At 61.0% G+C, this 26,105-nt stretch carries 24 protein-coding genes; 13 read left to right on the top strand and 11 right to left on the bottom strand.

The genetic code is table 11. The annotated features are described in order from the left end of the window. Positions 1–121 precede the first annotated feature (121 nt). Positions 122–1,255 carry an elongation factor P maturation arginine rhamnosyltransferase EarP gene (earP, locus tag AC3ISR_RS08740; protein ID WP_463984360.1) on the top strand — a complete coding sequence of 378 codons (1,134 nt, stop codon included), beginning with the start codon at positions 122–124 and terminating at the stop codon, positions 1,253–1,255. 49 nt (positions 1,256–1,304) lie between these two features. Further along, positions 1,305–1,877 carry an elongation factor P gene (locus tag AC3ISR_RS08745; RefSeq protein WP_192298744.1) on the top strand — a complete coding sequence of 191 codons (573 nt, stop codon included), beginning with the start codon at positions 1,305–1,307 and terminating at the stop codon, positions 1,875–1,877. Between the two features lie 66 nt (positions 1,878–1,943). Here AC3ISR_RS08745 and AC3ISR_RS08750 read toward each other — a convergent pair whose 3' ends face one another. The 3 genes from AC3ISR_RS08750 to AC3ISR_RS08760 form a co-directional block, all read right to left on the bottom strand. After that, positions 1,944–2,363: an organic hydroperoxide resistance protein gene (locus tag AC3ISR_RS08750; RefSeq protein ID WP_017734413.1), complete on the bottom strand. Its 420-nt coding sequence runs from the start codon at positions 2,361–2,363 to the stop codon at positions 1,944–1,946. 270 nt (positions 2,364–2,633) lie between these two features. Further along, positions 2,634–3,086, bottom strand: coding sequence for a MarR family winged helix-turn-helix transcriptional regulator (locus tag AC3ISR_RS08755; protein WP_463984361.1), 453 nt, complete (start codon positions 3,084–3,086; stop codon positions 2,634–2,636). Positions 3,087–3,166: 80 nt separating this feature from the next. Continuing rightward, on the bottom strand, positions 3,167–4,117 hold the full coding sequence (locus AC3ISR_RS08760) for a LysR family transcriptional regulator (protein ID WP_192298746.1): 951 nt from the start codon (positions 4,115–4,117) through the stop codon (positions 3,167–3,169). A 107-nt stretch (positions 4,118–4,224) separates the two neighbouring features. Here AC3ISR_RS08760 and AC3ISR_RS08765 point away from each other — a divergent pair, with 107 nt between their 5' ends. Continuing rightward, the gene (locus tag AC3ISR_RS08765) at positions 4,225–4,974 is read left to right on the top strand and encodes a sulfite exporter TauE/SafE family protein (RefSeq protein ID WP_226455396.1); all 750 of its coding nucleotides are present in this window, start codon (positions 4,225–4,227) and stop codon (positions 4,972–4,974) included. Here AC3ISR_RS08765 and AC3ISR_RS08770 read toward each other — a convergent pair. After that, complete coding sequence (locus AC3ISR_RS08770; RefSeq protein WP_489324690.1) at positions 4,964–5,845, bottom strand: LysR family transcriptional regulator; 882 nt, start codon at positions 5,843–5,845, stop codon at positions 4,964–4,966. The genes AC3ISR_RS08765 and AC3ISR_RS08770 overlap by 11 nt on opposite strands. Positions 5,846–5,915: 70 nt before the next feature. Between AC3ISR_RS08770 and AC3ISR_RS08775 the strand changes: the two genes are divergently transcribed. Next, positions 5,916–6,110: a DUF1127 domain-containing protein gene (locus AC3ISR_RS08775; RefSeq protein ID WP_225595463.1), complete on the top strand. Its 195-nt coding sequence runs from the start codon at positions 5,916–5,918 to the stop codon at positions 6,108–6,110. Positions 6,111–6,154: 44 nt separating this feature from the next. Next, the gene (locus AC3ISR_RS08780) at positions 6,155–7,384 is read left to right on the top strand and encodes a winged helix-turn-helix domain-containing protein (protein WP_489324691.1); all 1,230 of its coding nucleotides are present in this window, start codon (positions 6,155–6,157) and stop codon (positions 7,382–7,384) included. A 103-nt stretch (positions 7,385–7,487) separates the two neighbouring features. Here AC3ISR_RS08780 and AC3ISR_RS08785 read toward each other — a convergent pair whose 3' ends face one another. Beyond that, positions 7,488–8,834 (bottom strand): class II 3-deoxy-7-phosphoheptulonate synthase, encoded by a 1,347-nt coding sequence (locus tag AC3ISR_RS08785; RefSeq protein WP_192298751.1) that lies wholly within the window; start codon positions 8,832–8,834, stop codon positions 7,488–7,490. 123 nt (positions 8,835–8,957) lie between these two features. Here AC3ISR_RS08785 and AC3ISR_RS08790 point away from each other — a divergent pair, with 123 nt between their 5' ends. After that, the gene (locus AC3ISR_RS08790; protein ID WP_489324692.1) at positions 8,958–9,713 is read left to right on the top strand and encodes a spermidine synthase; all 756 of its coding nucleotides are present in this window, start codon (positions 8,958–8,960) and stop codon (positions 9,711–9,713) included. Positions 9,714–9,832: 119 nt separating this feature from the next. On the opposite strand, the gene AC3ISR_RS08795 is transcribed toward AC3ISR_RS08790, so the two are convergent. After that, a complete protein-coding gene (locus AC3ISR_RS08795; RefSeq protein ID WP_192298753.1) occupies positions 9,833–10,624 on the bottom strand; it encodes a crotonase/enoyl-CoA hydratase family protein in 792 nt (263 codons plus the stop codon). Between the two features lie 423 nt (positions 10,625–11,047). Here AC3ISR_RS08795 and AC3ISR_RS08800 point away from each other — a divergent pair, with 423 nt between their 5' ends. Further along, positions 11,048–12,721 carry a DEAD/DEAH box helicase gene (locus AC3ISR_RS08800; RefSeq protein ID WP_192298754.1) on the top strand — a complete coding sequence of 558 codons (1,674 nt, stop codon included), beginning with the start codon at positions 11,048–11,050 and terminating at the stop codon, positions 12,719–12,721. A gap of 108 nt (positions 12,722–12,829) precedes the next feature. On the opposite strand, the gene AC3ISR_RS08805 is transcribed toward AC3ISR_RS08800, so the two are convergent. After that, positions 12,830–13,597 carry a DODA-type extradiol aromatic ring-opening family dioxygenase gene (locus tag AC3ISR_RS08805; RefSeq protein WP_489324693.1) on the bottom strand — a complete coding sequence of 256 codons (768 nt, stop codon included), beginning with the start codon at positions 13,595–13,597 and terminating at the stop codon, positions 12,830–12,832. 103 nt (positions 13,598–13,700) lie between these two features. Here AC3ISR_RS08805 and AC3ISR_RS08810 point away from each other — a divergent pair, with 103 nt between their 5' ends. After that, positions 13,701–14,351 (top strand): thiopurine S-methyltransferase, encoded by a 651-nt coding sequence (locus AC3ISR_RS08810; protein WP_489324694.1) that lies wholly within the window; start codon positions 13,701–13,703, stop codon positions 14,349–14,351. A gap of 153 nt (positions 14,352–14,504) precedes the next feature. Here AC3ISR_RS08810 and htpX read toward each other — a convergent pair whose 3' ends face one another. Together htpX and AC3ISR_RS08820 are read right to left on the bottom strand one after the other, a co-directional pair. After that, on the bottom strand, positions 14,505–15,392 hold the full coding sequence (gene htpX, locus AC3ISR_RS08815; protein ID WP_176998241.1) for a protease HtpX: 888 nt from the start codon (positions 15,390–15,392) through the stop codon (positions 14,505–14,507). Between the two features lie 304 nt (positions 15,393–15,696). Beyond that, a complete protein-coding gene (locus AC3ISR_RS08820; RefSeq protein ID WP_192298757.1) occupies positions 15,697–16,908 on the bottom strand; it encodes a pyridoxal phosphate-dependent aminotransferase in 1,212 nt (403 codons plus the stop codon). Between the two features lie 202 nt (positions 16,909–17,110). On the opposite strand from AC3ISR_RS08820, the gene msrB reads away from it, so the two are divergent. The 3 genes from msrB (at position 17,111) to AC3ISR_RS08835 (ending at position 18,553) form a co-directional block, all read left to right on the top strand. Beyond that, on the top strand, positions 17,111–17,503 hold the full coding sequence (msrB, locus tag AC3ISR_RS08825) for a peptide-methionine (R)-S-oxide reductase MsrB (protein ID WP_226455401.1): 393 nt from the start codon (positions 17,111–17,113) through the stop codon (positions 17,501–17,503). A gap of 88 nt (positions 17,504–17,591) precedes the next feature. After that, the gene (locus AC3ISR_RS08830; RefSeq protein WP_226455402.1) at positions 17,592–18,077 is read left to right on the top strand and encodes a glutathione peroxidase; all 486 of its coding nucleotides are present in this window, start codon (positions 17,592–17,594) and stop codon (positions 18,075–18,077) included. After that, on the top strand, positions 18,074–18,553 hold the full coding sequence (locus AC3ISR_RS08835) for a MarR family winged helix-turn-helix transcriptional regulator (RefSeq protein ID WP_192298760.1): 480 nt from the start codon (positions 18,074–18,076) through the stop codon (positions 18,551–18,553). Before AC3ISR_RS08830 ends, AC3ISR_RS08835 begins: the two co-directional genes overlap by 4 nt. Here the strand turns inward: AC3ISR_RS08835 and AC3ISR_RS08840 are convergent. Next, positions 18,507–20,816: a hybrid sensor histidine kinase/response regulator gene (locus AC3ISR_RS08840; protein ID WP_489324695.1), complete on the bottom strand. Its 2,310-nt coding sequence runs from the start codon at positions 20,814–20,816 to the stop codon at positions 18,507–18,509. The two genes, AC3ISR_RS08835 and AC3ISR_RS08840, sit on opposite strands and share 47 nt — an antisense overlap. Before the next feature lie 163 nt (positions 20,817–20,979). Here AC3ISR_RS08840 and AC3ISR_RS08845 point away from each other — a divergent pair, with 163 nt between their 5' ends. Both AC3ISR_RS08845 and AC3ISR_RS08850 read left to right on the top strand, forming a co-directional pair. Next, positions 20,980–21,870 (top strand): ATP-binding protein, encoded by an 891-nt coding sequence (locus AC3ISR_RS08845; protein WP_192298762.1) that lies wholly within the window; start codon positions 20,980–20,982, stop codon positions 21,868–21,870. Beyond that, complete coding sequence (locus AC3ISR_RS08850) at positions 21,867–22,352, top strand: GAF domain-containing protein (RefSeq protein ID WP_192298763.1); 486 nt, start codon at positions 21,867–21,869, stop codon at positions 22,350–22,352. The genes AC3ISR_RS08845 and AC3ISR_RS08850 overlap by 4 nt, the downstream gene beginning before the upstream one ends. Before the next feature lie 109 nt (positions 22,353–22,461). Here AC3ISR_RS08850 and AC3ISR_RS08855 read toward each other — a convergent pair whose 3' ends face one another. After that, complete coding sequence (locus tag AC3ISR_RS08855) at positions 22,462–26,103, bottom strand: transporter substrate-binding domain-containing protein (RefSeq protein ID WP_192298764.1); 3,642 nt, start codon at positions 26,101–26,103, stop codon at positions 22,462–22,464. Positions 26,104–26,105: the final 2 nt, after the last annotated feature.

Consider the following 26,105-nt stretch of genomic DNA (forward strand, 5'->3'; position numbering starts at 1 on the left):
GGCAGGCATTTGCGGCGTGGCGGCGATTGTCGCACAGCCACTGTGCAGAATAATCGCGATCAAGCCTTCTGCATCGGCGCATTTATGCGGACAATCGAGCCTTTGAGCGTTGGAGCCCGGAATGAAAGCCCGCTGGGATATTTTTTGCAGCGTCGTCGACAACTACGGCGACATCGGCGTGACCTGGCGCCTGGCCCGGCAACTGGTGGCGGAGCACGGCTGTGATGTGCGTCTTTGGGTCGATGACTTGCGTGCCTTCGAGCGCATGTGCCCCGAGATTGATGTGCAACGCGATCAGCAATCCCAGGCAGGCGTCGAAGTGCGCCATTGGCCGGCCGAGTGGACGGGCGCGACGGCGGCGGATGTGGTGATTGCCGCGTTCGCGTGCCAATTGCCGCCCGACTATATGGAAGCCATGGCTGAGCGTGAGCGCCCGCCGTTATGGATGAACCTGGATTACCTGAGTGCCGAAGACTGGGTGGTGGGTTGCCATCGCTTGCCTTCGGTGAAGTTCAAGGGCGTGCAGAAGTACTTCTTCTTTCCCGGCTTCCGCCCTGGTACGGGAGGCTTGTTGCGTGAAGCTGGATTACTGGAGCAGCGTCGGGCGTTTCAGCAGGACACCGCTGCGCAGCATCAATTCCTACATGATATGGGGGTTGTTCCAGTTGCGGGCGCACGCCTGATCTCGCTGTTTGCCTACGAAAACGCCGGGCTCGCCGCTTGGCTGGACGTGTTATCGACGGGTGGGCATGCCACTCATCTATTGGTGCCGGAAGGGCGCATCCTCGGCGATGTGCAGCGTTGGCTGGGGGCCGAGGGCCTGGCGGTGGGCGACGTCCATCAGCGCGATGCCCTGACGGTGCAGGTGCTGCCGTTCGTCCGCCAGGCGCAATACGACCGCCTGCTGTGGTGCTGCGATTTCAACGCGGTGCGCGGCGAAGACTCGTTCGTGCGTGCCCAATGGGCCGGCCGGCCGTTGTTGTGGCACATCTATCGGCAGGACGAAGACATTCATCTGGACAAGCTCGATGCCTTCCTGGAACTGTACACCGCCGCATTATCACCGGCCGCCCGGGCCGCGTTGATCGCGTTGTGGCAGGCCTGGAACACGGATGGCGACATGGCGCTGTGCTGGAAAATGCTTGCGGAGCATTGGCCCGAGCTCAACCAGCATGCCGAATCCTGGTGTCTGGAACAGGCCTTGCAGGCCGATCTTGCGACGGCGCTGGTACAGTTTTATGAAAGTTGGATATGATACGCCACCTTGAATTTTGTAAATCCCATCCAAATTTCGGATATATGCAATGAAAACTGGTAAAGAACTGAAACCCGGTACAGTGATCCGTCTCGAAAACGACCCTTGGCTGGTTCAGAAAGCTGAGTTCACCAAGTCTGGTCGTAACAGCGCAATCATGAAGACCAAGCTGAAGAACCTGCTGACCGGTTACAAGACCGAGATCGTTTACAGCGCCGACGACAAACTGGACGACGTGATCCTCGACCGCAAAGAAGCGACCCTGTCCTTCATCAGCGGCGACACCTACACGTTCATGGACACCACTGACTACACCATGTACGAGCTGAACGCTGAAGACATCGAAGCCGTTCTGCCGTTCGTGGAAGAAGGCATGACCGACGTTTGCGAAGCAATCTTCTTCGAAGACCGTCTGGTTTCCGTAGAGCTGCCGACCACCATCGTGCGTAAAGTTGCCTACACCGAAGGTTCCGCTCGCGGCGACACTTCGGGCAAGGTCATGAAGCCGGCCAAGCTGGCTAACGGTACCGAGCTGCAAGTAGCCGATTTCATCGAAATCGACGACCTGATCGAGATCGACACCCGCGAAGGCGGTTCGTACAAAGGTCGCGCCAAGAAGTAATTCTGGCCCCGCCGATACGAAAAAAACCCGACTCTGAGTCGGGTTTTTTTATGGGCGCCGTTTAGGTCAGACGGTGACGTGCAGGCGCACATCCACATTGCCACGGGTGGCGTTGGAGTACGGGCACACCTGGTGGGCGGCGTCGACCAGGCTTTGCGCATCGTCCTGATCCAGGCCTGGCAGGCTGATGTGCAGGTCGATGTCCAAGCCAAAACCACCGGGGATTTGACCGATGCCCACATGGGCCGTGATCGAAGCGTCATCCGGAATTTTGCGTTTGGTCTGGCTGGCGACGAATTTCAGTGCACCGATAAAGCACGCCGAGTAGCCGGCCGCGAACAGTTGCTCAGGGTTGGTCGCCTGGCCACCGGCACCGCCCAATTCCTTGGGGGTGGAGAGTTTGACGTCGAGGATATTGTCGCTGGAAACCGCACGACCATCACGGCCGCCGGTGGCGGTGGCTACTGCGGTGTAGAGAGTTTGCATGGTGTCGTCCTCTTGGTTTAATTGCGCAAAATGTTTGCGCGCTAAGTAGTTGGTGAGGCGAATGTATAGCGCTAATGTTTTGCGCGCAAGATAAATTTGCAAATTATTTCCAGAAACCACGGGAACCCAATGTGCGTTTACAAGCGGGCTTGCTCGCGAATGCGGCCTGCCAGCTACTCATCAAGTGACTGACCCAACGCATTCGCGAGCAAGCCCGCTCCCACACAAGGCAGCTTCCACATTTGGCTGCTGGGTGGCTGGTCTACCGTTTCAGACGTTGGCTTGCAGGTTGCTGCGCAGCGCAATCAGATCAGCCTGCAATTTGCGCAACTGCGCCAACTCCAGGCCGCTGGCACCGAGGATGCACTGCGGAATGCCCATGGCTTTCTCCTGCAAAGCGCGCCCGGCGTCGGTCAGTTCCACCACCACCACCCGTTCATCCTCACGGCTGCGTGTGCGGCTCAGCAATCCCTCGGCTTCCAGGCGCTTGAGCAGCGGCGTGAGGGAGCCCGGATCAGTCAGCAGGCGGCTGCTGATTTCGCCGACGGTCAATCCATCCTCTTCCCACAGCACCATCATGGCCAGGTATTGCGGATAGGTCAGGCCAAGGGCTTGCAGCATTGGCTTGTAAACCTTGGTCATCAGCAGCGATGTGGAGTGCAGGGCGAAGCACAGCTGGTTATCCAGCAGCAGGGATTCGCACGGGGCGGGGTTTTTGCTCATGGCGGTGCCTTAAAAAAACATGTCTGGGCTGGAATCTAGCGGGCGAATGTTTAATGCGCCAGATAATTCTGCCCAGGCAGTCAGATCAAGCCGCTTTGCAGTGCCAGGTCCCAGGGCGGCACCGGGCTGAAACGGGTTTTCAGGTATTCCAGCAATAATCGGCTGCGCGCGTTGGGCTGTTGTTCCAGGCGCAGCGCATAGATCCCGGTGGTCTCCGGGCTCGGCAAGCCGCCTTCACAAAACAGCGGTACGAGTTCGCCGCGCACCAGATATTCGCTGGCCAGCCAGGTGGGCAGGTGTGCGATGCCCAATCCGGCCAGGGCACCGGAGAGCAGGGCTTCGGCATTGTTCGCACTCATGCGGATGCGCTGCGGGCGATAGGTCGCGCGGCGCCCATCCAGCTCGAAACGCCAGGCGAATATGGGGGCCAGGCCATCCCAGTCGAGCCCGTCATGGTCACTCAATTCGCGGGGGTGGGTCGGCGTACCGCGGTTTTTCAGGTAGGCCGGGCTGGCACAGGCGATACGTACGATACTGGCGAGGGGCGTGGCGATCAGCCGGGTGTCGACGATATGCCCGGCACGCAGCACCAGGTCGACCTTGCCCAAGTGCGCACCCTGCATGTCCACAAAGCTGTCGATCAGGTGCAGGTGCACATCCAGCCCGGGGTACACATTCAGGAAGTCCGCAATCACCGGCGCCAGATGCCGACGCCCAAACGCCGCCGGCGCATCCACCCGAATCAGGCCTTCCGGTGCATGGCTCAGGGACACCGCTTCGGCCCGGGCCAGTTGCAACTCGCTGACAATCCGCCGCGCCCGCTCGGCAAACGCCAGGCCCGCCGGGGTGGGCACCACGGCGTGGGTGCTGCGCTGGAACAGGCGGCTGCCCACCGAGCTTTCCAGGCTGTCGATACGCCGCGCCACCGCCGAGGGCGTCAATGGATGGCGGCGTGCGGCGGCGGAGAAGCTGCCGGTCTCCAGCACATCGAGAAACAGGCTCAGTTGGTCAGTCAGGATATTTGGGTTCATGGCGAGTGCTTATGCGAGATCGGCACAGCCATTGTGCGTTGCTGTGCGTTTCCGTGCCATAGCCGACTGCGTAGCATGGAGGTCTTGGGATTGTGGAGTGGCGAGCGGTGTTGGATTTAGCGATGTACTTGGTATTGGGCGTGGCCTTGGGCACCGTGGGTGGTCTGTTCGGCATTGGTGGCGGGCTGATTGCCATCCCGGTGCTGGGGGTGTTTTTCGGCCTGGACCAGCAGATCGCCCAAGGCACGGCCTTGGTGATGGTGGTACCCAACGTGATGCTGGCGCTGTGGCGGTACCATCAACGCAACCGCATTCAACTGCGCCATGCACTGCCGCTGGGGATCATGGGGTTCAGCTTTGCGTGGCTGGGTTCGATCTGGGCGGTGGGCCTGGATGCCGGGGCGATGCGCCTCGGTTTTATCGCCTTCCTGTTGGCACTGTCGGCCTACAACCTGTTGCGCATGTTCACACGCAACGCGCCGCCGAGTGCCGAGATGCGCTACAGCTGGCCATGGCTCGGTGTCCTGGGCGCGGCGTCCGGGTCCATGGGCGGTCTGTTTGGTGTGGGCGGTGCGGTGATTGCGACGCCTGTGTTGACTAGCCTGTTCGGCACTTCCCAGGTCGTCGCCCAGGGGTTGTCCCTGGCCCTGGCATTGCCCAGCACCGGCGTGACCCTGGTGACCTACGCCTGGCACCAGGAGGTGGATTGGCTGATCGGCGTGCCTCTGGCGGTGGGGGGGCTGCTCAGCATCAGTTGGGGGGTGAAAGTCGCCCACGCCATGCCGGAACGGCTGCTGCGCGGGCTGTTCTGCGGTTTCCTGGTGGTGTGTGCGGTGATGTTGATGTTTAAAGTTTGAAACCTTCGATGATGTACTCGGCCAGGCATTCGGTGATGGGCGAGGCCATCAGCGGGTTACGCAGCAAGTGCAGATTCATCGACGGCAAGGGTGGGAATCCTTCTTCGTTGCCGAGCACGCGAAGGTCTTCGGTCACCAGGCTTTCCATGCTGATCATCACCGCCAGGCCGGCGCTGACCACGGCCTGGATCGCCGCGCCATTGGTGCTGTGGTAGGCCAGGCGATAATCGCGCCCGGCGACTTCCAGGGCGGAGCGGGCCCATTGGGTGTACAGGCAATCGTCGCCAGAAATCGCCAGGGGCAAGGTGTCGTGCTCATCCGTGCAAAAGCAGGGTGCGGCGGCCCAGACCATACGTTCGGTGCGCAGCAGTTCCCCCATTTCATTACCCGGCTCGCGGCTGATCACGGTCAATGCCAGGTCCCGGCGCTGCATCAGCACCGTCGACGATTCGCAGTGCATTTCGATCTGGATCAGCGGATAGGCCTTGGAAAACGGCTTGAGAATCCCCGGCAGGAAGCGCATCACGTAGTCGTCCGGTGTGCCGATGCGCACCAGTCCGACCATATGCGGCTCGCGCAGGGTGTTGAACACCTCGCTGTGCAGCTTGAGGATGCGTCGCGCATAACCCAGCAGCACTTGGCCCTCCGGCGTCAGCCGCACCTGCCGGCCATCGCGCTCGAACAGCTTGCGCTGCAACACGTCTTCTTCGAGGCGCTTCATTTGCATGCTCACCGCCGACTGGGTGCGGTTTACGTGCTCGCCGGCACGGGTGAATCCGCCCTGCTCGGCGATTGCGACGAAGGTGCGTAGCACTTCAGTGTCGATGCTTGGGTAGGCGGACAATTGATCAATCTCTGAGATGTATTGCATAAGAAACATTCGTTGGATTGATCATAAGGCCGGGCACACACTTGCGCCATCCCCAAGGGAGGGCGAGAAGATGAAAGGTCAAAAAGGTTTTGTGCTGATGGCGAAGCGACCCTTTTGCGGTGTGCTGAACGCACTGCACCGTTGGCAGGAACGCCAGGTATTGGCGAGTTTGAGCGATGACGCGCTCAAGGACATTGGTCTCAGTCGCGCCGACGTTGAGCACGAGCGCCGTCTGCACGACTGGCAAGACCCGCTGCGAAAATGACCGTGGATGCAGTAGGGTAAGGGGGCGCCCACACGGAGAGTCCCATGCCCGCCGACCTATCGTTTTCACTCAAGCAAGCTCGACGCATGGCACTGGCCGCCCAGGGATTTTCCGGGCGCCAGGCGCCTGCACAGATCAAGCCCGCGCACCTCAACCGCTTGATCGAGCGCCTCGGTGTGTTACAGATCGATTCGGTCAACGCCGTGGTGCGCTCCCATTACCTGCCGCTGTTCTCCCGCTTGGGCAGTTACTCCCCGTCGCTGCTTGAGCAAGCGGCCTGGAGCCAGGGGCGCCGCCGTTCACTCTTTGAATACTGGGGGCATGAGGCCTCGCTGCTGCCGATGGCGCTGTATCCGTTGTTGCGCTGGCGCATGCAGCGGGCGCAGCAAGGGCAGGGGATTTACGCGCAGATGGCGCGTTTTGGGCGGGAGCAACAGGCGATCATCCAGCGCGTGCTCAAGACGGTCGAACAGCAGGGCGCCGTCGGCGCGGGCAGCTTGTCCACCCGCGAAGAGCGCGCTGGCCCATGGTGGGACTGGAGTGACGAAAAGCACGCGCTGGAATGGCTGTTCGCCGCCGGGCTGGTCACGGTTGCCGGTCGGCGCGGGTTTGAGCGTCTGTATGATTTGCCGGAGCGCGTCATTCCCGGCGAGATCCTGCAAGCGACTGTCGGCGAAGCCGAAGCCCAGCGCGGCTTGCTGCTGCACAGCGCCACCGCACTCGGTGTGGGCACCGAAAAAGACCTGCGCGATTACTTCCGCCTGGACCCCGCCGACAGCCGCCATCGTCTGGCCGAACTGGTGGAAGACGGCCAATTGCTCGTCTGCCAGGTGCAGGGCTGGAAACAACCGGCGTACTGCCTGCCCGAGTCGAAAGTACCCGGCAAGCTCTCGGCCAGTGCTTTGCTGTCGCCGTTCGACTCGCTGATCTGGGAGCGCAGCCGCACCGAGCGGCTGTTCGATTTCCGTTATCGATTGGAGATTTACACGCCCCAGCAGAAGCGGGTGTACGGCTACTACGTGCTGCCGTTTTTGCACAACGAGCGGATTGCTGCGCGTGTTGACCTGCGTGCCGAACGCGCCAATGGTCGGCTGGCGGTGCATGCGGTGCATGAAGAAGAGCCGGGGCTGGATGAGCAGGGGATGTTGGCGCTGGCGCTGAACTTGCGGCAGATGGCGGATTGGCTGGGGCTGGAGCGGGTGCAGTTGAATTGCCAGCGGGCGAGTGCGGTGCGGTTGAGGGCGGCAATGATCAGTATAGGTGTCGGCCTCTAGGGCCTCTTCGCGGGCAAGCCCGCTCCCACAGTTGAGCGTGTTCACAAATCAAAATGTGGGAGCGGGCGAGCCTGGGAAGGCGTCAGCCCAGGCAACTAAAATCTCAGCGCTTGACCTGCTTCAAGGTCTCGGCAATCAAAAACGCCAACTCCAACGACTGGTCCGCATTCATCCGCGGATCACAGTGGGTGTGATAACGGTCCGACAACCCATCTTCGGTAATCGGCCGTGCACCGCCGATGCATTCGGTGACGTTCTGCCCGGTCATCTCGATATGAATCCCGCCGGCATAAGTGCCCTCGGCCTGATGCACCTGGAAGAACTCCTTCACTTCGCCAAGGATCTGCGCAAAGTCGCGGGTCTTGTAGCCGCTGCTGGCCTTGATGGTGTTGCCGTGCATCGGGTCGGAACTCCACAGCACCTGCTTGCCCTCGCGCTGTACGGCGCGGATGAGGTTTGGCAGGTGGTCGCCGACCTTGCCGGCGCCCATGCGCGCGATCAGGTTGAGGCGGCCGGGGTCGTTGTCCGGGTTGAGGATGTCGATCAGGCGGATCAGGTCGTCGGGGTTCATGCTCGGGCCGACCTTGACCCCAATCGGGTTGTTCACGCCGCGCAGGAACTCGACATGGGCGCCGTCCAGCTGGCGGGTGCGGTCGCCGATCCAGAGCATGTGGGCCGAGCAGTCGTAGTAGTCGTTGGTCAGGCTGTCGCGGCGTACGAAGGCTTGCTCGTAGTTGAGCAGCAGCGCTTCGTGGGCGGTGAAGAAGCTGGTTTCGCGCAGTTGCGGCGAACTGTCCATGCCACAGGCGCGCATGAACGCCAGGGTTTCGTCGATGCGGTCGGCCAGTTGGCTGTATTTTTCCGCCAGGGCAGAGTTGGCAATGAAGTCCAGGTTCCACTTGTGCACCTGGTGCAGGTCGGCGAAACCGCCTTGGGCAAACGCGCGCAACAAATTGAGGGTGGCGGTGGACTGGTGGTAGGACTGCAGCAGGCGGTCCGGGTCCGGCACGCGGCTTTTTTCGTCGAAGCCGATACCGTTGACGATGTCGCCCCGGTAGGCGGGCAGGGTGATGCCGTCGATGGTTTCATCGTTGGCCGAGCGCGGCTTGGCGAACTGGCCGGCCATGCGCCCGACTTTCACCACCGGGCAGCCGGCGGCGAAGGTCATCACGATGGCCATTTGCAGCAGCACCTTGAAGGTGTCGCGGATTTTCGCGGCAGAGAACTCGGCGAAGCTTTCGGCGCAGTCGCCACCCTGCAGCAGGAAGGCGCGGCCCTGGGTCACTTCGGCAAACTGACGGCGCAACTCGCGGGCTTCCCCGGCAAACACCAGCGGCGGGTAGCTGGCCAGGTTCTGCTCCACTTGCAGCAAGTGTGCAGCGTCCGGGTACTGGGGTTGTTGCTGGATCGGCAGGGCGCGCCAGCTGTCGGGGCTCCAGGGTTGGCTCATCTTGAACTCGATTGGCTGATTGACGGTGGGCGCCAATGTTATCAGCAATTAGTGCGTGACCTGTTGCCGCCGGTTGGCCGACAATCGCGCCTTTGCCGTGTAGCCAAGCCTTTAGGAGTAGTGATGAGCGAGGAGCGTGTCGAGCGCCTGCTGGCCGAAGTCCATGATGATTTCGGCATGATCCGTGTGCTCGAAGTGGCCGATTACCGGTTTCTCGAATTTGGCGACGCCATTGAGCAAAGCTGCGTGTTCACGGCCGACCCGAGCTGGCTGGAATACGACTACACCCGCGCGATGCTGATTGGCGCGTTGTGCCATGAACAGCCGGAGAGTGCGCTGTTCCTTGGTTTGGGCGCGGGTACGCTGACCCAGGCATGTCTCAAGTTCTTACCGCTGGAAGATGTGGAAGCCATCGAGCTGCGCCCCGATGTGCCGCGTCTGGCCATCGAGTACCTGGGGTTGGACGACGATCCGCGCCTGTACATCCGCATTGGCGACGCTTTGCAACTGCTGGAGACCGCTGAGTCGGCCGATCTGATTTTCGTCGACCTGTATACCGATGTCGGCCCCGGCGTCGGACACCTGGCCTGGACCTTTCTGGAAAATTGCCAGAAGAAGCTCAACCCTGGCGGCTGGCTGGTGATCAACCAGTGGGCCACCGATGATGGCAAGCCGCTGGGCGCGGCATTGTTGCGTGGCTTGTACCACCGGCATTATTGGGAACTGCCGGTGAAGGAGGGCAATGTGATTTTGCTGGTGCCTTCGGAGTTGGACCAGCTATTGGACATGCAGGCGTTGACGGCCCGTGCCGAGGCCCTGGCGCCGCGGTTGGGGTACTCGTTGCAGGCGTTGATCAAGGCGATCCGGCCGGCGACTTAGGTGTCTGTGCCGACGCCTTCTCGGGCAAGCCCGCTGCCACATTCAACCGCATCCCAAGGGATGTACGCGGTTAAGTGTGGGAGCGGGCTTGCCCGCGAAGAGGCCATCACTGTCGGCAACTAAATGCCTTTAAACACCCCCGGCCGCTTCTCGATCATCGCTTTCACACCTTCCTTGGCATCTTCGCTGTTGAGCAGTTTATCCACCATCGGCGGCAACGCCTGCGCCGCCACGGCTTCGCCTTCCATCCGCGCCAGGCGTGCCGACATCAATGTCGCCTGTACACCCAGTGGCGCCTGGCGCGCAATGCGATTGGCCAACTCGATGGCGCGTGGCAGCAAGTCTTCGCTGGCCATCACTTCCTGCACCAGGCCCAGGCGCAACGCTTCATGGGCGTCGAACTCATCCCCGGTGAGCAACCAGCGCATCGCGTTGCCCCAACCGGCGATCTGCGGGAAGCGCAATGTCGCGCCGCCAAACGGAAAGATCCCACGCTGTACTTCCATCTGCGCAAAGCGCGTATTGCTTGCGCACAGGTTGATGTCGGCCGCCAACATCAGCTCGATCCCGATAGTCAGGCAGTAACCCTGGGCGGCAACGATCACGGGTTTGCCCACCCGTGGGCCGGCGAACACGCCCCAGGGATCACATCCCCCCAGCGGCGGTTGCCAGCCGCCAGCCATCACCGCGCTGACATTCGCCAGGTCGAGGCCGGCGGTGAAGTGGTCGCCGTGGGCAAACACCACGGCGACCCGCGCATCGTCATTTCGATCAAATTCGCCATAAGCCAGGCTCAGCTCGTTGAGCAAATCCAGGTCAAAGGCGTTGCGTTTCGCCACCCGATCCAGGCCCAGGAGCAAGACATGGCCCTGGAGTGCACGGCTGACGCGACTGCTGCTGGCTTGATTCATCGGGTGTGCCCTCGGGCGCAAGCTAGGTTTCGGACCAAAGGGTCTTGGTGGTTGGGTGAACCGTTTAAGCGTTATGACCAGCAGGGCCGGGCCTTTGAAAAATAGACCCTGTGGGAGTTATCTGCAAAGACTGTGACACGCTGCGGTTTATCGGTGCTTTGCGATAAAAAAAGCTCCCTTTTTCAGGTATTTCCGGTATAGTGCGCGCCGGCCTTTAACCGGGCCGCGTTTAGGTAGCGCAATTCCCCGAAGTCAGCTTCGGCTGCACGTCCGCACAGCGGACTCTCCCTTGACGAATCTTTTTTCTTTCATTCGTTTTCGCAAATCCCCGCCGACAAAGCAGCCAGGGCGACTCTTGAGTCTCAACACGGCATGCGCAGCTTTGGAGCATGGGTCTTTGCGGATGCACTTAGAGGCAGACCCATGACCCAGGAAACCGGCGGCTTCGCCGCTTTTAATCTGAACCCGAATATCCTTGCAGCCGTCGCAGCGACTGGCTACGAAGAGCCTTCGGCGATTCAGCAGCAATCGATCCCGATCATCATGGCCGGCAAGGACATGATTGGCCAGGCGCAAACCGGTACCGGTAAAACCGCCGCGTTCGCCCTGCCTATCCTGCACTGCATCGATCCTGCCAAGCGCGAACCGCAAGCCCTGATCCTTGCGCCAACCCGTGAGTTGGCGCTGCAAGTAGCAACCGCTTTCGAAACCTATGCCAAGCAAATGCCAGGCGTAACCGTTGTGGCCGTTTACGGCGGCGCGCCTATGGGCCCACAACTGAAAGCAATCCGTAATGGCGCACAGATCGTTGTCGCCACGCCGGGCCGTCTGTGCGACCACCTGCGTCGTGACGAAAAAGTCCTGTCGACCGTGAACCACCTGGTTCTCGACGAAGCTGACGAAATGTTGAAGCTGGGCTTCATGGATGACCTGGAGGTCATCTTCAAGGCGCTGCCACCGACCCGTCAGACCGTACTGTTCTCGGCTACCCTGCCACAGTCGATCCGTGCCATTGCCGAGCGTCACCTGCGTGACCCAGAGCACGTGAAGATCCAGACCAAGACTCAGACCGTTACCGCGATCGAACAGGCTCACCTGTTGGTTCACGCTGACCAGAAGACCTCGGCTGTATTGAGCCTGCTGGAAGTCGAAGACTTTGACGCCCTGATCATGTTCGTGCGTACCAAGCAAGCGACCCTGGACCTGGCCAGTGCCCTGGAAGCCAAAGGCTACAAAGCCGCTGCGCTGAACGGTGACATCGCCCAGAACCAACGTGAGCGCGTAATCGACTCCCTCAAGGATGGCCGTCTGGACATCGTTGTAGCGACCGACGTTGCCGCTCGTGGTCTCGACGTTCCACGTATCACCCACGTGTTCAACGTTGACATGCCTTACGATCCAGAGTCCTACGTTCACCGTATCGGCCGTACCGGCCGTGCGGGTCGCGAAGGTCGTGCTCTGCTGCTGGTGACTCCACGTGAGCGCCGCATGCTGCAAGTGATCGAGCGTGTGACTGGTCAGAAAGTTGCCGAAGTCCGCCTGCCGGACGCCCAGGCTGTCCTGGATGCGCGCATCAAGAAACTGACCAACAGCCTGGCACCACTGGTGGCTGACGCTGAATCGACCCACGGCGACCTGCTGGACCGCCTGACCGCCGATATCGGTTGCACCCCTCGTGCCCTGGCTGCAGCTCTGCTGCGCAAAGCGACCAACGGTCAAGCCCTGACCCTGGCTGCCATCGAGAAAGAACGTCCACTGGTTCCGAACAGCGCGCCACGCGGTGATCGTCCAGAGCGTTCCGGCGACCGTCCAGACCGTGGTGATCGTGAGCGTCGTGCTCCGGTTCCATTGGCTGAAGGTCGTGCTCGTTGCCGTACCGCGCTGGGTGCGCGTGATGGTATCGCGGCCAAGAACCTGCTGGGCGCTATCCTGAACGAGGGTGGCCTGGCGCGTGAAGCCATCGGTCGCATCCAGGTCCGTGACAGCTTCTCCCTGGTGGAGCTGCCGGAAGACGGTCTGGAAAAACTGCTGGCCAAGCTGAAAGACACTCGCGTTGCCGGTAAGCAGCTCAAACTGCGTCGCTACCGCGAAGATTGATCCGCCCCTGGGCTGATTGATCGCACATAAAAAATCCCCGACTGGTTCGGGGATTTTTTTTGCCTGCTCGATTTCGGGTCAACCGCCGCTCCCACATTGTGATCTGTGTCAGCCAAACCGGTAGATGTCCATGCCCAAGGCACCCATGGTGAAGCCCTGGTGCGCGATGCTGAAATCCCCGCCGGCGCCGCGCGCGAAGTACAGCGGCAACAGGTGCTCATCACTCGGGTGGCTACGTACTGCATGCGGTGCCTGGCGCCGATAATCATGCAGCGCGGCCTCATCGTTGGCGGCCAGCTTTTCCACCATCCAATCGCGAAACTCCCGTGCCCACGGCTCGATGCTTTCCGGCCCGGCGTGCCAGTCCAGCTCACCCAGGTTGTGAGTGATGCTGCCCGAGCCGATCAACAGCACGCCTTGCCCGCGCAAGCCGGCGAGGGCATGTCCGACCCGCGTCTGCAGGGCAGGGCCCATGCGGCTGGGCAACGATACCTGCACCACCGGAATGTCTGCCGCGGGGTACATCAGCGACAGCGGCACCCAGGTGCCGTGGTCGAAAGGGCGGCGCTCATCGATACGTGCATTCAGGCCGTCGGTGTGCAGCAATTCGACAATCTCGCCGGCCAGTTGCGGGTCGCCCGGTGCCGGGTACTGCACCGCGAACAGTTCGCGGGGGAAGCCGCCGAAGTCATGCCAGGTTTCTGGTGCGGCGCTGCCGCTGACCAGCAGCTCCTGGCTTTCCCAGTGTGCCGAGACCACGACAATCGCCTTCGGTCGCGGCATTTCGGCAGCCAGGCGCTGAAGGGCAGGGCCGCTGGCGCCGGGTTGCAGGGCGAGCATGGGCGAACCGTGGGAGATAAACAGGCTGGGGAACATAAGTAGGGTCCTGAGCGTTAACATGGAGCCATCTTCAATCAGATCATTGATCTAAATCTAATATAAGTTTTAGCGCAATTTGATCGAATTTTCGGGGGTGTCCATGGAACCCAAGTTTTGGCAGGAGCGCTGGGCGCGGAATCAGATCGGCTTTCACTTGCCTGAGGTCAACCCGTACCTGCAACGGCACTGGCCGCCATTGGCTGAAGGCGCCAAGGTGCTGGTGCCCCTGTGTGGCAAGAGCCTGGACTTGATGTGGCTGGCCAGCCAAGGCCTGCGGGTATTGGGTGTGGAGCTGTCGGAGCAGGCGGTTGAGGCGTTCTTCAGTGAGCAGAATCTCACGCCGCGCATCACCGCGCGGGGTGTGTTCAAGGTGTATCAGGCAGATTCGATCGAGATTTGGTGTGGCGATTTCTTCGCGTTGGATGCCGAGGTGCTGGCGGATTGCACGGCGCTCTATGATCGCGCGGCGTTGATTGCCTTGCCGCCGCTGATGCGGGCGCGCTACATCGATCATCTGAATACGTTGCTGCCAGCAGGCTGCCAGGGTTTGTTGATTACCCTGGACTACGAGCAAGTGCAGAAGGCGGGTCCTCCGTTCGCGGTGACGGATGAAGAGGTGCAGCTGCTGCTAGGCGAGTACTGGACGCTGCAGGTGCTGCAAGAGCAGGACATCCTGGGTGAGAGTTGGAAGTTTGTGCAGGACGGCGTTACGCGCCTTGAAGAGCGCGTGTATCAGTTGGTCAAGCGCTGAATTGGCTGGCGCCATCGCGGGCAAGTCGAATCGTCGCACCGCCGCCCGCACATTTTGATCGCATTCCCCTGTGGGAGCTGCCTGCGATGGCGATATAAGCAGCCACAAAAAAGGGGCGATCAAATCGCCCCTTTTGGTGACACTCGTGGCCTGTCAGCCCCGACGACGCAGTGCGTCGATCCGCTCTTCCAGCGGCGGGTGGCTCATGAACAGGCGAGCCATGCCCTGTTTGATACCGCCGTTGATGCCAAAGGCCGTCAAGCTGTCCGGCATGTGCACCGGCAGGCCCTGTTCGGAGCGCAGGTGTTGCAGTGCTGCAATCATCGCCCCGGTACCCGCCAGGCGCGCACCGGCTTCGTCTGCGCGGAATTCGCGTTTGCGCGAGAACCACATGGTGATCGCACTGGCCAGGAAGCCCAGCACCAGTTCGGCGAAGATGGTCGCCACGTAATAGGCAATGCCGCGGCCTTCTTCGTTCTTGAAGATCACCTTGTCGACGAAGTTGCCGATGATCCGTGCGAAGAACATCACGAAGGTGTTCACCACGCCCTGGACCAGCGCCAGGGTGACCATGTCACCGTTGGCCACGTGGCCGATCTCGTGGGCCAGCACCGCCTTCACTTCGTCGTACGAGAAGCGTTCCAGCATGCCCTGGCTCACTGCAACGAGCGCGTCGTTCTTGTTCCAGCCGGTGGCAAAGGCGTTGGCTTCATAGGCCGGGAAGATCCCGACTTCCGGCATCTTGATACCGGCCTCGCGGGACAATTGCTCGACGGTCTGCAGCAACCATTGCTCATGCCGGGTGCGTGGCTGGGTGATGACTTGGGTGCTGGTGCTCATCTTCGCCATCCACTTGGAGATGAACAGCGAGAACAGCGAGCCGGCAAAACCAAAGACCGCACAGAAAACCAGCAGCTGATTGAGGTTCAGGTCAACCCCGTTGGCCGCCATGAACCCGTTGAAGCCGAAAAGGCTCAGGGTGATGCTGGCAATCAGCACGACCGCCAGGTTAGTGGCCAAGAACAGCAGGATGCGCATCATGGTTGTAGAGTTCTCCTCATGCTAAATATGTCGCGTACTGCGGGGTATATAAGGTGCGGCTTGGGGCTATTCAACCGAGCGACTATTTCAAACTGTGTCCTACAGCCTGAATGTAGAGTCTTGAAGGGATTTTCCGATCCCTAAAGCCCGCCTTGATCGTTATGCCTGTGCCGTCGCGCCCCGTAATTATAGGGGGCTGAGCGCTTTATGGGGGGCCGAGACAGGGAAGCGGGATAAAAGGGTAGAGAAGTGTTGCCAGATAATCGCTGTACGACCTATTCCCGGTCGTACAGCGTCATTGTCGTTACTGGCGATAGGATTTGAGGAAGTTGCCGATGCGACCAATGGCCATGTCCAGGTCATCCACACGCGGCAAGGTCACTACACGGAAGTGATCCGGCCACGGCCAGTTGAACGCCGTGCCCTGGACCACCAGCAGCTTTTCCGACAGCAACAGGTCGAGCACGAATTTCTCGTCGTTGAAGATCGGGCAGACTTTCGGGTCGATGCGTGGGAAGGCGTACAGCGCGCCCATCGGTTTCACACAGCTCACGCCTGGGATGGCGTTGAGCAGTTCCCATGTGCGGTTGCGCTGCTCCAGCAGGCGCCCCTGGGGCAGGAGCAGATCGTTGATGCTCTGGTAGCCGCCCAGGGCGGTCTGGATGGCGTGCTGGCTCGGCACGTTGGCGCACAGGCGCATGTTGGCCAGCATGTCGATGCCTTCAATGTAGCTTTGGGCGTTGTGCTTGGGACCGGAGATCGCGATCCAGCCGGAACGGAAACCCGCCACGCGGTAGGACTTGGACAGGCCGTTGAAGGTCAGGCACAGCAGGTCCGGCGCCAGGGAGGCGGTGCATACGTGTACGGCGTCGTCGTAGAGAATCTTGTCGTAGATTTCGTCCGAGAACACCACCAGGTTGTGCTGGCGCGCCAGTTCCAGCATGCCCAGCAGCACTTCCTTGGAATACACCGCGCCGGTCGGGTTGTTCGGGTTGATGATCACCAAAGCCTTGGTGTTCGGGGTGATCTTGGCCTTGATGTCGGCCAGGTCCGGGAACCAGTCGGCGCCTTCGTCACACAGGTAGTGCACCGGGTGGCCGCCGGCCAGGGTCACGGCGGCGGTCCACAGCGGGTAGTCCGGAGCCGGCACCAGCACTTCGTCGCCATTGTTGAGCAGGGCCTGCATGGACATCACGATCAACTCGGACACACCATTGCCCAGGTAGATGTCCTCGATGCCGACACCTTCGACCTGTTTCTGCTGGTAGTACTGCATCACCGCCTTGCGCGCGCTGAACAGGCCCTTGGAGTCGCTGTAGCCCTGCGCCGTCGGCAGGTTGCGGATCACGTCCTGGAGGATTTCGTCCGGTGCTTCGAAACCAAAGGGTGCCGGGTTGCCGATGTTCAGCTTGAGGATGCGATGGCCTTCCTCTTCCAGACGCTTGGCGTGCTTGAGCACCGGGCCGCGAATGTCGTAGCAGACGTTGGCGAGCTTGTTCGATTTGCTGACCTGCATGGCGATGTGATCCTGAAAATGAACGATCCAGACGGCGTGGACACAACCGTACTGCGAATCCTGCGGGGCCCGCCCCCATAAATACGTTTGAATGCCGATGGCGCGGGTGCCAGACTGGCGTTTTGAAGAGGCGCAATCATACGTGCCACCTGATCTACGGAAAAGATACAGATCAGGGTTTTTCAGTTGCCGAGGTGTATCGATGGAAAAGTTGCAGAAAACCCTTGAGGAATGGCGGGAAATGCTCGACCCGGCGCAGTATCAGGTGTGTCGGCTCAAAGGCACTGAGCGCCCGTTTTCCGGCAAATACAATGCCACCACCACCGACGGCGTTTATCACTGCATCTGCTGCAATGAGCCGCTGTTCGATTCCAGCACCAAGTTCGATGCAGGCTGCGGCTGGCCGAGCTTCTACGAACCGATTGCCGAGAGTGCGATGATCGAGATCCGTGACGTCAGCCACGGCATGATCCGCACTGAAGTGACCTGTGCCAAATGCGATGCCCACTTGGGCCACGTGTTCCCGGACGGCCCGCCGCCGACGGGCTTGCGTTACTGCATCAACTCGGTGTGCCTCGATTTCGTGCCGCGCTAGCACGACAGGAATGCATGATTAAATTGCGTGCAATTGAGTTGGAAGCTATCTTTCAGCCTCTTTCCTCCTTTGTCATCGAGGCACTGCCATGAGCAATCCCCTGCTGAGCATCCCTTGCACCACCATCAAGGGTGAGCAAAAAACCTTGGCCGATTTCGCCGGCAAGGCCATCCTGGTGGTCAACACCGCCAGCAAATGTGGCTTCACCCCGCAGTACAAGGGTCTGGAGCAACTCTGGCAGGCCTACAAGGACCAGGGGCTGGTGGTATTGGGGTTTCCCTGCAACCAGTTCGGCAAGCAGGAACCGGGTAACGAAGGGGCGATTTCCGAGTTCTGCGAGCTGAATTTCGGCGTCAGTTTCCCCTTGTTCAAGAAAATCGACGTCAATGGCAACGATGCCCACCCGTTGTTCGTCCAGTTGAAACAGCAAGCGCCAGGCCTGCTCGGCTCCAAAGGCATCAAGTGGAACTTCACCAAGTTCCTCATCGGTCGCGACGGCCAGGTGGTCAAGCGTTTCGCCCCGACCACCAAGCCCCAGGACCTGACCCAAGAGATCGAAGCCCTGCTCAAATGACCGTCTCCCTCGCCCTCGACCATCAGCTGTGCTTCAAGCTCTATGCCGCTTCCCGCGCCGTGACCCGTGCCTATAAGCCCATGCTCGATCAGCTCGGCCTGACCTATCCGCAGTATCTGGCCATGCTGGTGCTGTGGGAATGGCACGCGGCGGCCCCGGCCCTGCCCACGGTGCGGGCGCTGGGGCAGCGGTTGATGCTCGATTCGGGCACGCTCACGCCCCTGCTCAAGCGCCTGGAGCAACTCGGGCTGGTGCGGCGTCAGCGCAGTGCACGGGACGAGCGTGAGGTGCATTTGAGCCTGAGCGAGGCGGGCGCGCAGTTGAAGGGGCAGGCCCACGCCTTGAAAACCCGCTTGCTGTGCGACAGCGGCGTCGACCTGAACCAGGCCGATGCCCTGCGCGATGGCCTGGACCAACTGCTGGCGCAGATCAAAGACTTGTCGTCCTCGGCACCCACAGATCCAGCAGGCCATTGAGCTCTTCACGACGGAATGGCTTGGCCAGGTAGTCATTCATCCCCGCTGCTCGGCAACGTTCGCGTTCTTCGGCCAGGGCATTGGCGGTCAAGGCCACGATGGGCAGGTCCGGCCAGCGCCCGCTGCGGCGGATCTGCCGGCTGGCCTCGTAGCCATCCATGACCGGCATGTTGCAGTCCATCAGCACCATGTCAAAGCGCTGTTCCTCAAGGAACTTGAGCGCTTCGCCACCATGGGCGGCGATCACCACTTCACAGCCCAGCTTGCTCAGCATGCCCTTGGCCACCAGTTGATTGACCGGATTGTCCTCTACCAGCAGGATGCGTGCCCGCTGCGCGAGGGGTGGGGTCTCGATCTGGATCGGGTCAAGGTACGGTTGCGTGTCGCTGCGCAGGTTGCGATGCAGGATCTGGTACAGCGCAGTGCGGCTCAACGGGCGCGCCTGTTGCTGCAACGGCGCCAGGGCGGCGACTTCTTCACTGGGCATGAAGTTGCCATAGGCGGTGACCAACAGGATCGGGGCGCTGATCGTCGGGCGCAGGCGGAACAGGCATTCGGGGCAGTCAGTGATCAACAGATCGGGGCTTTGCCCGCCCAAGTCGGCATCGCGGGGATAGCAGCGTGGCGTGAGCCCCCAATGTGGCAGCAAGGTGGTGAGCAATTCCGCCAGGCCGCTGCCGGCACTGGTAATGGCGATCACCTTGCCTTGCAGAGGCGCCTGCTGAACCGCCGGTAAATGTGTGGGCAGCGGTAATTCGGCGCAGAACTGGCTGCCGAAGCCGACTTCTGAACTGATGCTCAAGCGCCCGCGCATCGCTTCGCACAGGTTGTGGGTCAGGGCCAGGCCCAGCCCGGTGCCGCCAAACTGGCGGGTGATGCCTGCGCCGGCCTGGGTAAAGGGCTGGAAGATCTTCACCTGCGCTTCCTGGGCAATGCCGATACCGGTGTCACACACCTCGATCCTGACTTGGCCATTGTGGGTGCTCAGGCGCACGTCCACACGGCCAAAGCGTGTGAATTTCAGCGCGTTGGACAACAAATTGCTGACGATCTGCCGCACGCGTGTCGGGTCACCGATCACCTGGGCCGGAAACTGCGGGTCGATCAGGCAGGTCAGTTCCACGCTTGAGGCGGCGTTCTGCGACAGCAGGTTCGCGGTATCTTCCACCAACGAGCCCAGGTCGAACGGGATCGACTCCAGCTCCAACTGGCCGGCGTCAAACTTGGACAGGTCGAGAATGTCGTTGAGCAACTCCACCAGCACCTTGCCCGAGTCATGGGCTATCGACAGTTGCTGGCGCTGTTCGGCGGTCAGCGGGCTGTCCAGGCTAAGGGCGATCATACCCAGCAAGCCATTGAGCGGCGTGCGGATTTCATGGCTCATGTTGGCCAGGAACGCGGCCCTGGCTTGGGCCATGCCCAGGGCGTTGACCTTCGCCGCCTCCAGCTCCTCATTGGATTGGCTCAGGCGCTGATTGCTGGTCTTGAGTTCCAGGGTGCGGGCCGAGACGATATGTTCCAGTTGCCCCAGGTATTCGGTGAGGCGGTCTTCGGCGTGGCGGCGCTGCTGGATCTCGGTTTCCATGTTTTCAAATTGCTGGTTGGCGACGTTCACCAGCACGCCGATTTCGTCGTGCTCGTGGCCGGGCGGGCAATCCAGGCGCGTCTGCTTGCTGGTGCTCAGGGCGTGGATGATGCGCACCAGCGGTTGGGTCAGCATCACGTAGAACAGGGCGAGCAGGATCCCGGTCAGCAGCAGGCTGCGGGCAAAGCCATTGAGCAAGGTGATTTCGGCGCGGCGCAGGAATCGGCTGCCGAACGCGTAGGTATCGACGTCGAGGTGCAATTCGCCGAGGGATTCGTTGGGCATGTGGCTGAGGAACAGTCGGTCTTCAAACTGGCGATTGGCACCAAACAGGAAATCGCTGATGGGGCGGTAGGTACTTTCCTTGCGTGGCCGATTGACGTCAGCCAGTACCACACCGTTGTTATCGACCAGACGGGCGCGGATGATCGCAGGGGATTGCAGCAGGCCCAGGGTCAGCTCTTGCGCCAGTTCGGCGTCGATGTTGTAGGCGATACGTGACGCGGGGTTGTGGCTGATTTCGAGCAACGAGCGTATTTCACGGTTGATGGATGCGTCTTCGCTGGCATAATCAATGCCGATTTGGATCAGACTGAGCAAGGTTCCCAAGACGAAACCGACCAGCACAGTCAATCGGGCTTGTTTATAAGACAAGCGGTGGGCGAACTTGATATCCATCGAGTGTTGAACCACTTCACGTTTCCCTTCGCCCGGCAAGCATAGCTGAACATCCACCGGCTCTGGCTTGCCCGGCATTAATCGTTTTTTACGCAGCCTCGTGTGTTTTGCCGCAGGGTTGCCAATACGCCATCTTTTGCAAGAACTTGCCAGAGGAATAATCGTGGATTCTCGATTGAATGCCTTTCTTGAGCGGGCCGATGCCGTACTCGCCCGGCTCGAACCTTTGTTGCCCGCGCCGCGCCAAGCCGTCGACTGGAGCCACTGCCTGGCTGCCCGCTGGCAGCGTGAAGGCCGCACTGGTTACCTGCTGCCGCTGGAAGTCAGCCTGGATATGCGCCTGTCCGACCTGATCGGCGTGGACAAGCAACGGGAAACCCTGGCGCGCAATACCCAGCAGTTTCTCGACGGCCTGCCTGCCAACCACGCGTTGTTGTGGGGTTCGCGCGGCACCGGCAAGTCGTCCATGGTCCGCGCCTTGCTGGCCCAGCATGCAGCGGCCGGCCTGCGCTTGATCGAGATCGAACGCGACCACCTGGCCGACCTGCCGCGTGTGGTCGAGCAGCTGCTCAAGCTGCCGCAACGCTTCATCCTGTTCTGTGATGACCTGTCGTTCGAAGCGGGCGAGGGCGACTATCGCGTGCTCAAGAGCGTGCTCGATGGTTCCCTCGAGCAGGCGCCGGAAAACGTGCTGCTGTACGCCACGTCGAACCGTCGTCACCTGGTACCGGAAAACCAGAGTGACAACGACAACTGGAAACGTGTGGACGGTGAGTTGCACCCCAGCGAGGCGGTGGAAGACAAGATCGCTCTGTCCGACCGTTTTGGCCTGTGGCTATCGTTCTACCCGTTTACCCAGGAACACTTCCTGGATGTGGTTGAGCACTGGATCGGCGAACTGGCGGGCAAGGCCGGCCTGCCGTGGCAGCGTGACGAAGCGCTCGACATCCTCGCCGTGCGCTGGGCCACCGGACGCGGCAACCGCAACGGCCGTTGCGCATATCAATTCGCCCGTTACTGGGTGGGCCTCAAATTGCTGGAGCGTCAACCATGATCGACCTACAACACGCCGGCACCGGCCTCGACGGCTATGCCATGCTGTGTGCGCAACTGGAGTCGCTGCTCGCCGATGAACGTGACTTCATCGCCAACAGTGCGCAGTTTTCTGCGTTCCTGTTCAACCAGTTGGACGACCTCAACTGGGCCGGTTTCTACCTCAACCGCAACGAAGAGTTGGTGCTGGGGCCGTTCCAGGGCCAGATCGCCTGTGTGCGTATTCCGTTTGGCCGAGGTGTGTGCGGCGCCGCAGCCGCCTCGCGGCAAACCCAGCGGGTGGAAGATGTGCATGCGTTCCCGGGGCATATCGCGTGCGACAGCGCCTCCAACAGTGAGTTGGTGGTGCCACTGGTCAAGGATGGCCAGTTGATCGGCGTTCTCGACCTCGACAGCCCGTCACTGGCGCGTTTTACCGAGCAGGACAGCGTTGGCATCGAGCAATTGGCGGCGATTTTCCTGCGTTTGACCGACTGCCCATAACACCATCGCGCTTTTCGTGGCGAGGGAGCCTGCTCCCGCTGGAATGCGCAGCGCTCCCCGGTTTTGGCGCCGCTACGCAGCCTAGCGGGAGCAAGCTGCCTCGCCACAACTAGAGGTTATCCCGGCGATTCAGCTCATTGAGCTGGGTTTGCAGTACCCGCTCCAGTTCAAGCATGCATTTTTCCAGGGCCTTGATACCTGTTTCGATCATGGCGCGGTCTTCACCCGCTGCACAGGCCTGTTCCAGGGCTTCACATTGCCCGGCCAACACGCTGGCCTGCACGATACGCGCTGCACCCTTGATCTTGTGGGCCTGCTCGATGATGTCCTGGGTTGCGGCCTCGCGTGCAAGCAAGGCGACCAGCTCCTGGCGATCACGGCCGCTGCTGCTCAGCAGTTCCTCCAGCAGGCGCCGGCTCAGTTGCGGGTCGCCTCCGGTGAGCGCGTCGAGGCTGCCGAGGTCCAACTTGAGGCCCGATGGCTGCGGGCATATCTGCGCCAGTTGCCGCTCCAGTGCCGTCAGGCTGATCGGTTTGAACAGGCAATCGTCCATGCCCGCTTCAATGCAGCGCTGTCGCTCCTCGGGCTGGGCGTTGGCGGTAAAACCCAGCACTACGCAAGGGCGCAGTTGTTCCCGCTGTTCGTACTCACGAATCGAGCGGGTCAACTCGTAGCCGTTCATGATGGGCATGTTGCAGTCGGCGATCACCAGGTCGAAGCGTTCCTGGCGCCAGGCCTGAAAGCCGGCAGCACCGTGCGGGGCCGCGGTGAACTGGTGCCCCAGGTAACCCAGTTGCTGGCACATCAGCAAGCGGTTCGCCGGGTGATCGTCCACCACCAATACGTTGAGCACCGGGGCAGGCGCCGGCGCCACCGGCTTGAGTTCATTCACCGCCTCGACTGGCTGCAGGCGCGACATTTTCAGGCTGACATGCACCTGGGTACCGACCATCGGCACGCTGCTCAGGCTCAGGGTGCCGCCCATCATTGCGCACAAGCTGCGGCAGATGACCAGCCCCAGTCCTGCGCCGCTGCGGGCCAAATGCCCCGAGTTGTCCGCCTGGGCGAAGGGTTCGAACAACCGCAGTTGGTCGTCGCGGTTGATGCCGATACCGGTGTCCTCCACCACCAGCTTCATTTCGACTTGCTGCGCGACCTCGGTGTCCAGTAATTCCACGCGGATCTTTACCTGACCGCGTTCAGTGAACTTGATGGCATTGCTGACCAGGTTGGACAGCACCTGCTTGAAGCGCAACGGGTCGATCAGCACATCGTGGTCATCACACTCAGGCTTGAACTCCAGCAGCAGGCTGAGGGTTTTCTGGCGCGCCAGGCCGTCGAACACCCGCACCACCGATTCGATCACCTCCTTGAGGTTGACGCGCTCGGGGGCCAGGCTCAGGCGGCCGGATTCGATGCGGGCGATGTCGAGGATGTCGCCGATCAGTTCCAGCAAATCCTTGGCCGAGTTGTAGGCCACCTCGATTGCCGGACGGTCCAGGTGCCCTTGGTCGGCACGTTTTAGCGTCAGCTCCAGCATACCGATCACCGCATTCATCGGCGTACGGATCTCGTGGCTCATGGTTGCGAGAAAAGTGCTTTTCGCCCGATTGGCCTCGTCGGCGCGCTCCTTGGCCGTGCGCAGTTCATCGAACAGCTGGCGCCGCTCACTGATGTCGATCCAGCCGCCGATGACGCCTTGGACCTCGCCCGTCGAATCGCGGTAAGGCAGGATCCAGTGGTAGATCGTCAGTTTCTTGCCGCGGATGTGCAGCGACCGATCCAGGATCAACGGGTCGCCTTGCGCCACAACGCGCTGGTAGTCGGCGTGATATTGAGCGGCCTCTGTTTCGAGTGCCGTGCTGATCTGGAGCGCGCTTTTGCCGATCACGTCCTCGCGCTTGACGTCGAACGCTTGCAGGTAGCTGTCGTTACAGGTTTGCAGCAGGCCCTTGCGGTCACGCACGTAAATCGGATGGGGGGTTTCGTTGACCAGTGCGCGCATGAACTCGAACTGGTCGTTGAGTGCGCGCTCGGCCATCTTGCGATGCTTGATCTGCCGGCGCATGTAGGCGTTCCAGGCCAGGGAAATCAATAGCAGCAGGCCAGTGCCGAGAATGATCTTGGCGATCAGGTCGTGGTAGTTGCGCCAGTAACTGTCGGACGCGGCGGTGTAGCCGCGCCACCGGCTGTTGATGACGCCCAGCTCATCCGGGGCGATGCTGAGCAGGGCCTTGTCGATAATCGAAGTGAGTTCGGTGGCCCTGCGGGACGTCGCCAGCGCGAAGGTGGCCGGCGCGGTGCCGATGCTGGAGCTGATCTGAATCTTGTCCTGGAACATCGGTGACGACAGGAAGTAGTTGGCGATCACCAAGGTGTTTACGGCGCCGTCCACGTGCCCTTGTACCAACAGCTCGGTGGATTTGAAGGTGTCACCGGTCTCTACCAGTTGAATCCGGGGATAGCGTTCGCGCAGGAACTTTACCAGCGGGCTGCCCTGGGTGACCGCCAGGCGCTTGCCTTCCATCGCGTCCAGGCCGGTCGTCGTCCGGTCTTCCTTGCGCGTCAACATCACGTAGGAGTTTTCGAGATAGGGCCGGCTGAAGTTCAGTTGGGCCTCCCGCTCGGTGCTTGGAACGATGGCACCGATCATGTCGGCCTTGCCGGTGTTGATCTGGTCGATCGTTGCGTTCACATCGCGCTCGCGCTGGAGTTCGAAGCGCAACCCGGTGCGCAGGCGGATCAGCTCCAGCAGGTCGGCGGTGATGCCGCGAAAATTGCCGTCGGCATCGAAGAAGGACAGCGGTGCGAAGGTTTCGTTGACAACCACCTTGACCACCGGGTGATCGTTCAGCCAGCGCTCCTCGCGTTTGGTCAGTTGCAGCTTCTGGTCGGTCAGCAGGATGTCGCTGCCGGCACTCCAGCGCTTGGCAATGCTCTCGCGTTCATTGGTGGGCACCCTTGCCAGCACTGAATCGACAATGCCCTGCAGCATGTGCTGGTCCTGGCGCATGGCAAAGCTGAAACCATGGGCCTCGTGCTTCCCGAAATTGGCCATGCGGATATTTTTCAGGTAGCCCTTGTTGATCATGTAGTGAGTGGAAATGGTATCGCCGAGAAACACATCCGCCTGATCGAATGCCACCGCATTCAACGCATTCTGGTACGACGGGTAGGCGCGGATCAGAGCCTTGGGGTACAGCTTCTGCACTTCGTCCAGTGGCAGGTAATGATAGACCAGGCTTAACCGCAGCCCTGCGAGGCCATCTGTGAGGCTGCGGGTTTCGCCCTCGCGGGTGACCAGCACCGGTTGATCCACCGCATACGGCGCGGAAAGGCTGAGCAGGGGGTTGGCGGCCTCAAAGCCATTGGAGGTGCCGAGCAGGTCGATCTCCCCCGACTCGAGTGCCTGGATGGACGCTTCCCGTGATGGGTAGCGCAAGACCTTGACCGGCATCGACAAGGCCTTGGCCAGAATCCCGGCATAATCGGCGGTCAGTCCTTCGTAGTCACGCCCACTGGATGTGAGGTCGAAGGGCGGGTAGTCAGGGAGTGCCGTGCCCAGCACCAGCTCGCGTTTGTTCTGCAACCACTGGCGCTGGGTCTTGTCCAGAGGGGTGTCCAGTTGGACGGACCCTGCGCGGCTCAGTAAGGTGAAGTGTTCCGGCTCCGGTTGAACAGCGAGCACAGTGGTGCTCAAGCACACGCCTGCGCTCAATACAATCAAATAATCCTTTATACGCCTGGGCATCC

Source organism: Pseudomonas sp. GL_117, from assembly GCF_057835125.1.

Excerpts from the sequence above, each read along its gene's own strand:
- earP (WP_463984360.1), top strand. The coding sequence starts at position 122 with ATGAAAGCCCGCTGGGATATTTTTTGCAGCGTCGTCGACAACTACGGC.
- AC3ISR_RS08830 (WP_226455402.1), top strand. The coding sequence starts at position 17,592 with ATGAGCAATCCCCTGCTGAGCATCCCTTGCACCACCATCAAGGGTGAG.
- AC3ISR_RS08785 (WP_192298751.1), bottom strand. The coding sequence starts at position 8,834 with ATGAGCCAACCCTGGAGCCCCGACAGCTGGCGCGCCCTGCCGATCCAG.
- AC3ISR_RS08795 (WP_192298753.1), bottom strand. The coding sequence starts at position 10,624 with ATGAATCAAGCCAGCAGCAGTCGCGTCAGCCGTGCACTCCAGGGCCAT.
- htpX (WP_176998241.1), bottom strand. The coding sequence starts at position 15,392 with ATGATGCGCATCCTGCTGTTCTTGGCCACTAACCTGGCGGTCGTGCTG.
- AC3ISR_RS08775 (WP_225595463.1), top strand. The coding sequence starts at position 5,916 with ATGAAAGGTCAAAAAGGTTTTGTGCTGATGGCGAAGCGACCCTTTTGC.
- AC3ISR_RS08810 (WP_489324694.1), top strand. The coding sequence starts at position 13,701 with ATGGAACCCAAGTTTTGGCAGGAGCGCTGGGCGCGGAATCAGATCGGC.
- AC3ISR_RS08805 (WP_489324693.1), bottom strand. The coding sequence starts at position 13,597 with ATGTTCCCCAGCCTGTTTATCTCCCACGGTTCGCCCATGCTCGCCCTG.
- AC3ISR_RS08800 (WP_192298754.1), top strand. The coding sequence starts at position 11,048 with ATGACCCAGGAAACCGGCGGCTTCGCCGCTTTTAATCTGAACCCGAAT.
- AC3ISR_RS08840 (WP_489324695.1), bottom strand. The coding sequence starts at position 20,816 with ATGGATATCAAGTTCGCCCACCGCTTGTCTTATAAACAAGCCCGATTG.
- AC3ISR_RS08745 (WP_192298744.1), top strand. The coding sequence starts at position 1,305 with ATGAAAACTGGTAAAGAACTGAAACCCGGTACAGTGATCCGTCTCGAA.
- AC3ISR_RS08835 (WP_192298760.1), top strand. The coding sequence starts at position 18,074 with ATGACCGTCTCCCTCGCCCTCGACCATCAGCTGTGCTTCAAGCTCTAT.
- AC3ISR_RS08760 (WP_192298746.1), bottom strand. The coding sequence starts at position 4,117 with ATGAACCCAAATATCCTGACTGACCAACTGAGCCTGTTTCTCGATGTG.
- AC3ISR_RS08850 (WP_192298763.1), top strand. The coding sequence starts at position 21,867 with ATGATCGACCTACAACACGCCGGCACCGGCCTCGACGGCTATGCCATG.
- AC3ISR_RS08855 (WP_192298764.1), bottom strand. The coding sequence starts at position 26,103 with ATGCCCAGGCGTATAAAGGATTATTTGATTGTATTGAGCGCAGGCGTG.
- AC3ISR_RS08750 (WP_017734413.1), bottom strand. The coding sequence starts at position 2,363 with ATGCAAACTCTCTACACCGCAGTAGCCACCGCCACCGGCGGCCGTGAT.
- AC3ISR_RS08790 (WP_489324692.1), top strand. The coding sequence starts at position 8,958 with ATGAGCGAGGAGCGTGTCGAGCGCCTGCTGGCCGAAGTCCATGATGAT.
- msrB (WP_226455401.1), top strand. The coding sequence starts at position 17,111 with ATGGAAAAGTTGCAGAAAACCCTTGAGGAATGGCGGGAAATGCTCGAC.
- AC3ISR_RS08770 (WP_489324690.1), bottom strand. The coding sequence starts at position 5,845 with ATGCAATACATCTCAGAGATTGATCAATTGTCCGCCTACCCAAGCATC.
- AC3ISR_RS08780 (WP_489324691.1), top strand. The coding sequence starts at position 6,155 with ATGCCCGCCGACCTATCGTTTTCACTCAAGCAAGCTCGACGCATGGCA.
- AC3ISR_RS08755 (WP_463984361.1), bottom strand. The coding sequence starts at position 3,086 with ATGAGCAAAAACCCCGCCCCGTGCGAATCCCTGCTGCTGGATAACCAG.
- AC3ISR_RS08820 (WP_192298757.1), bottom strand. The coding sequence starts at position 16,908 with ATGCAGGTCAGCAAATCGAACAAGCTCGCCAACGTCTGCTACGACATT.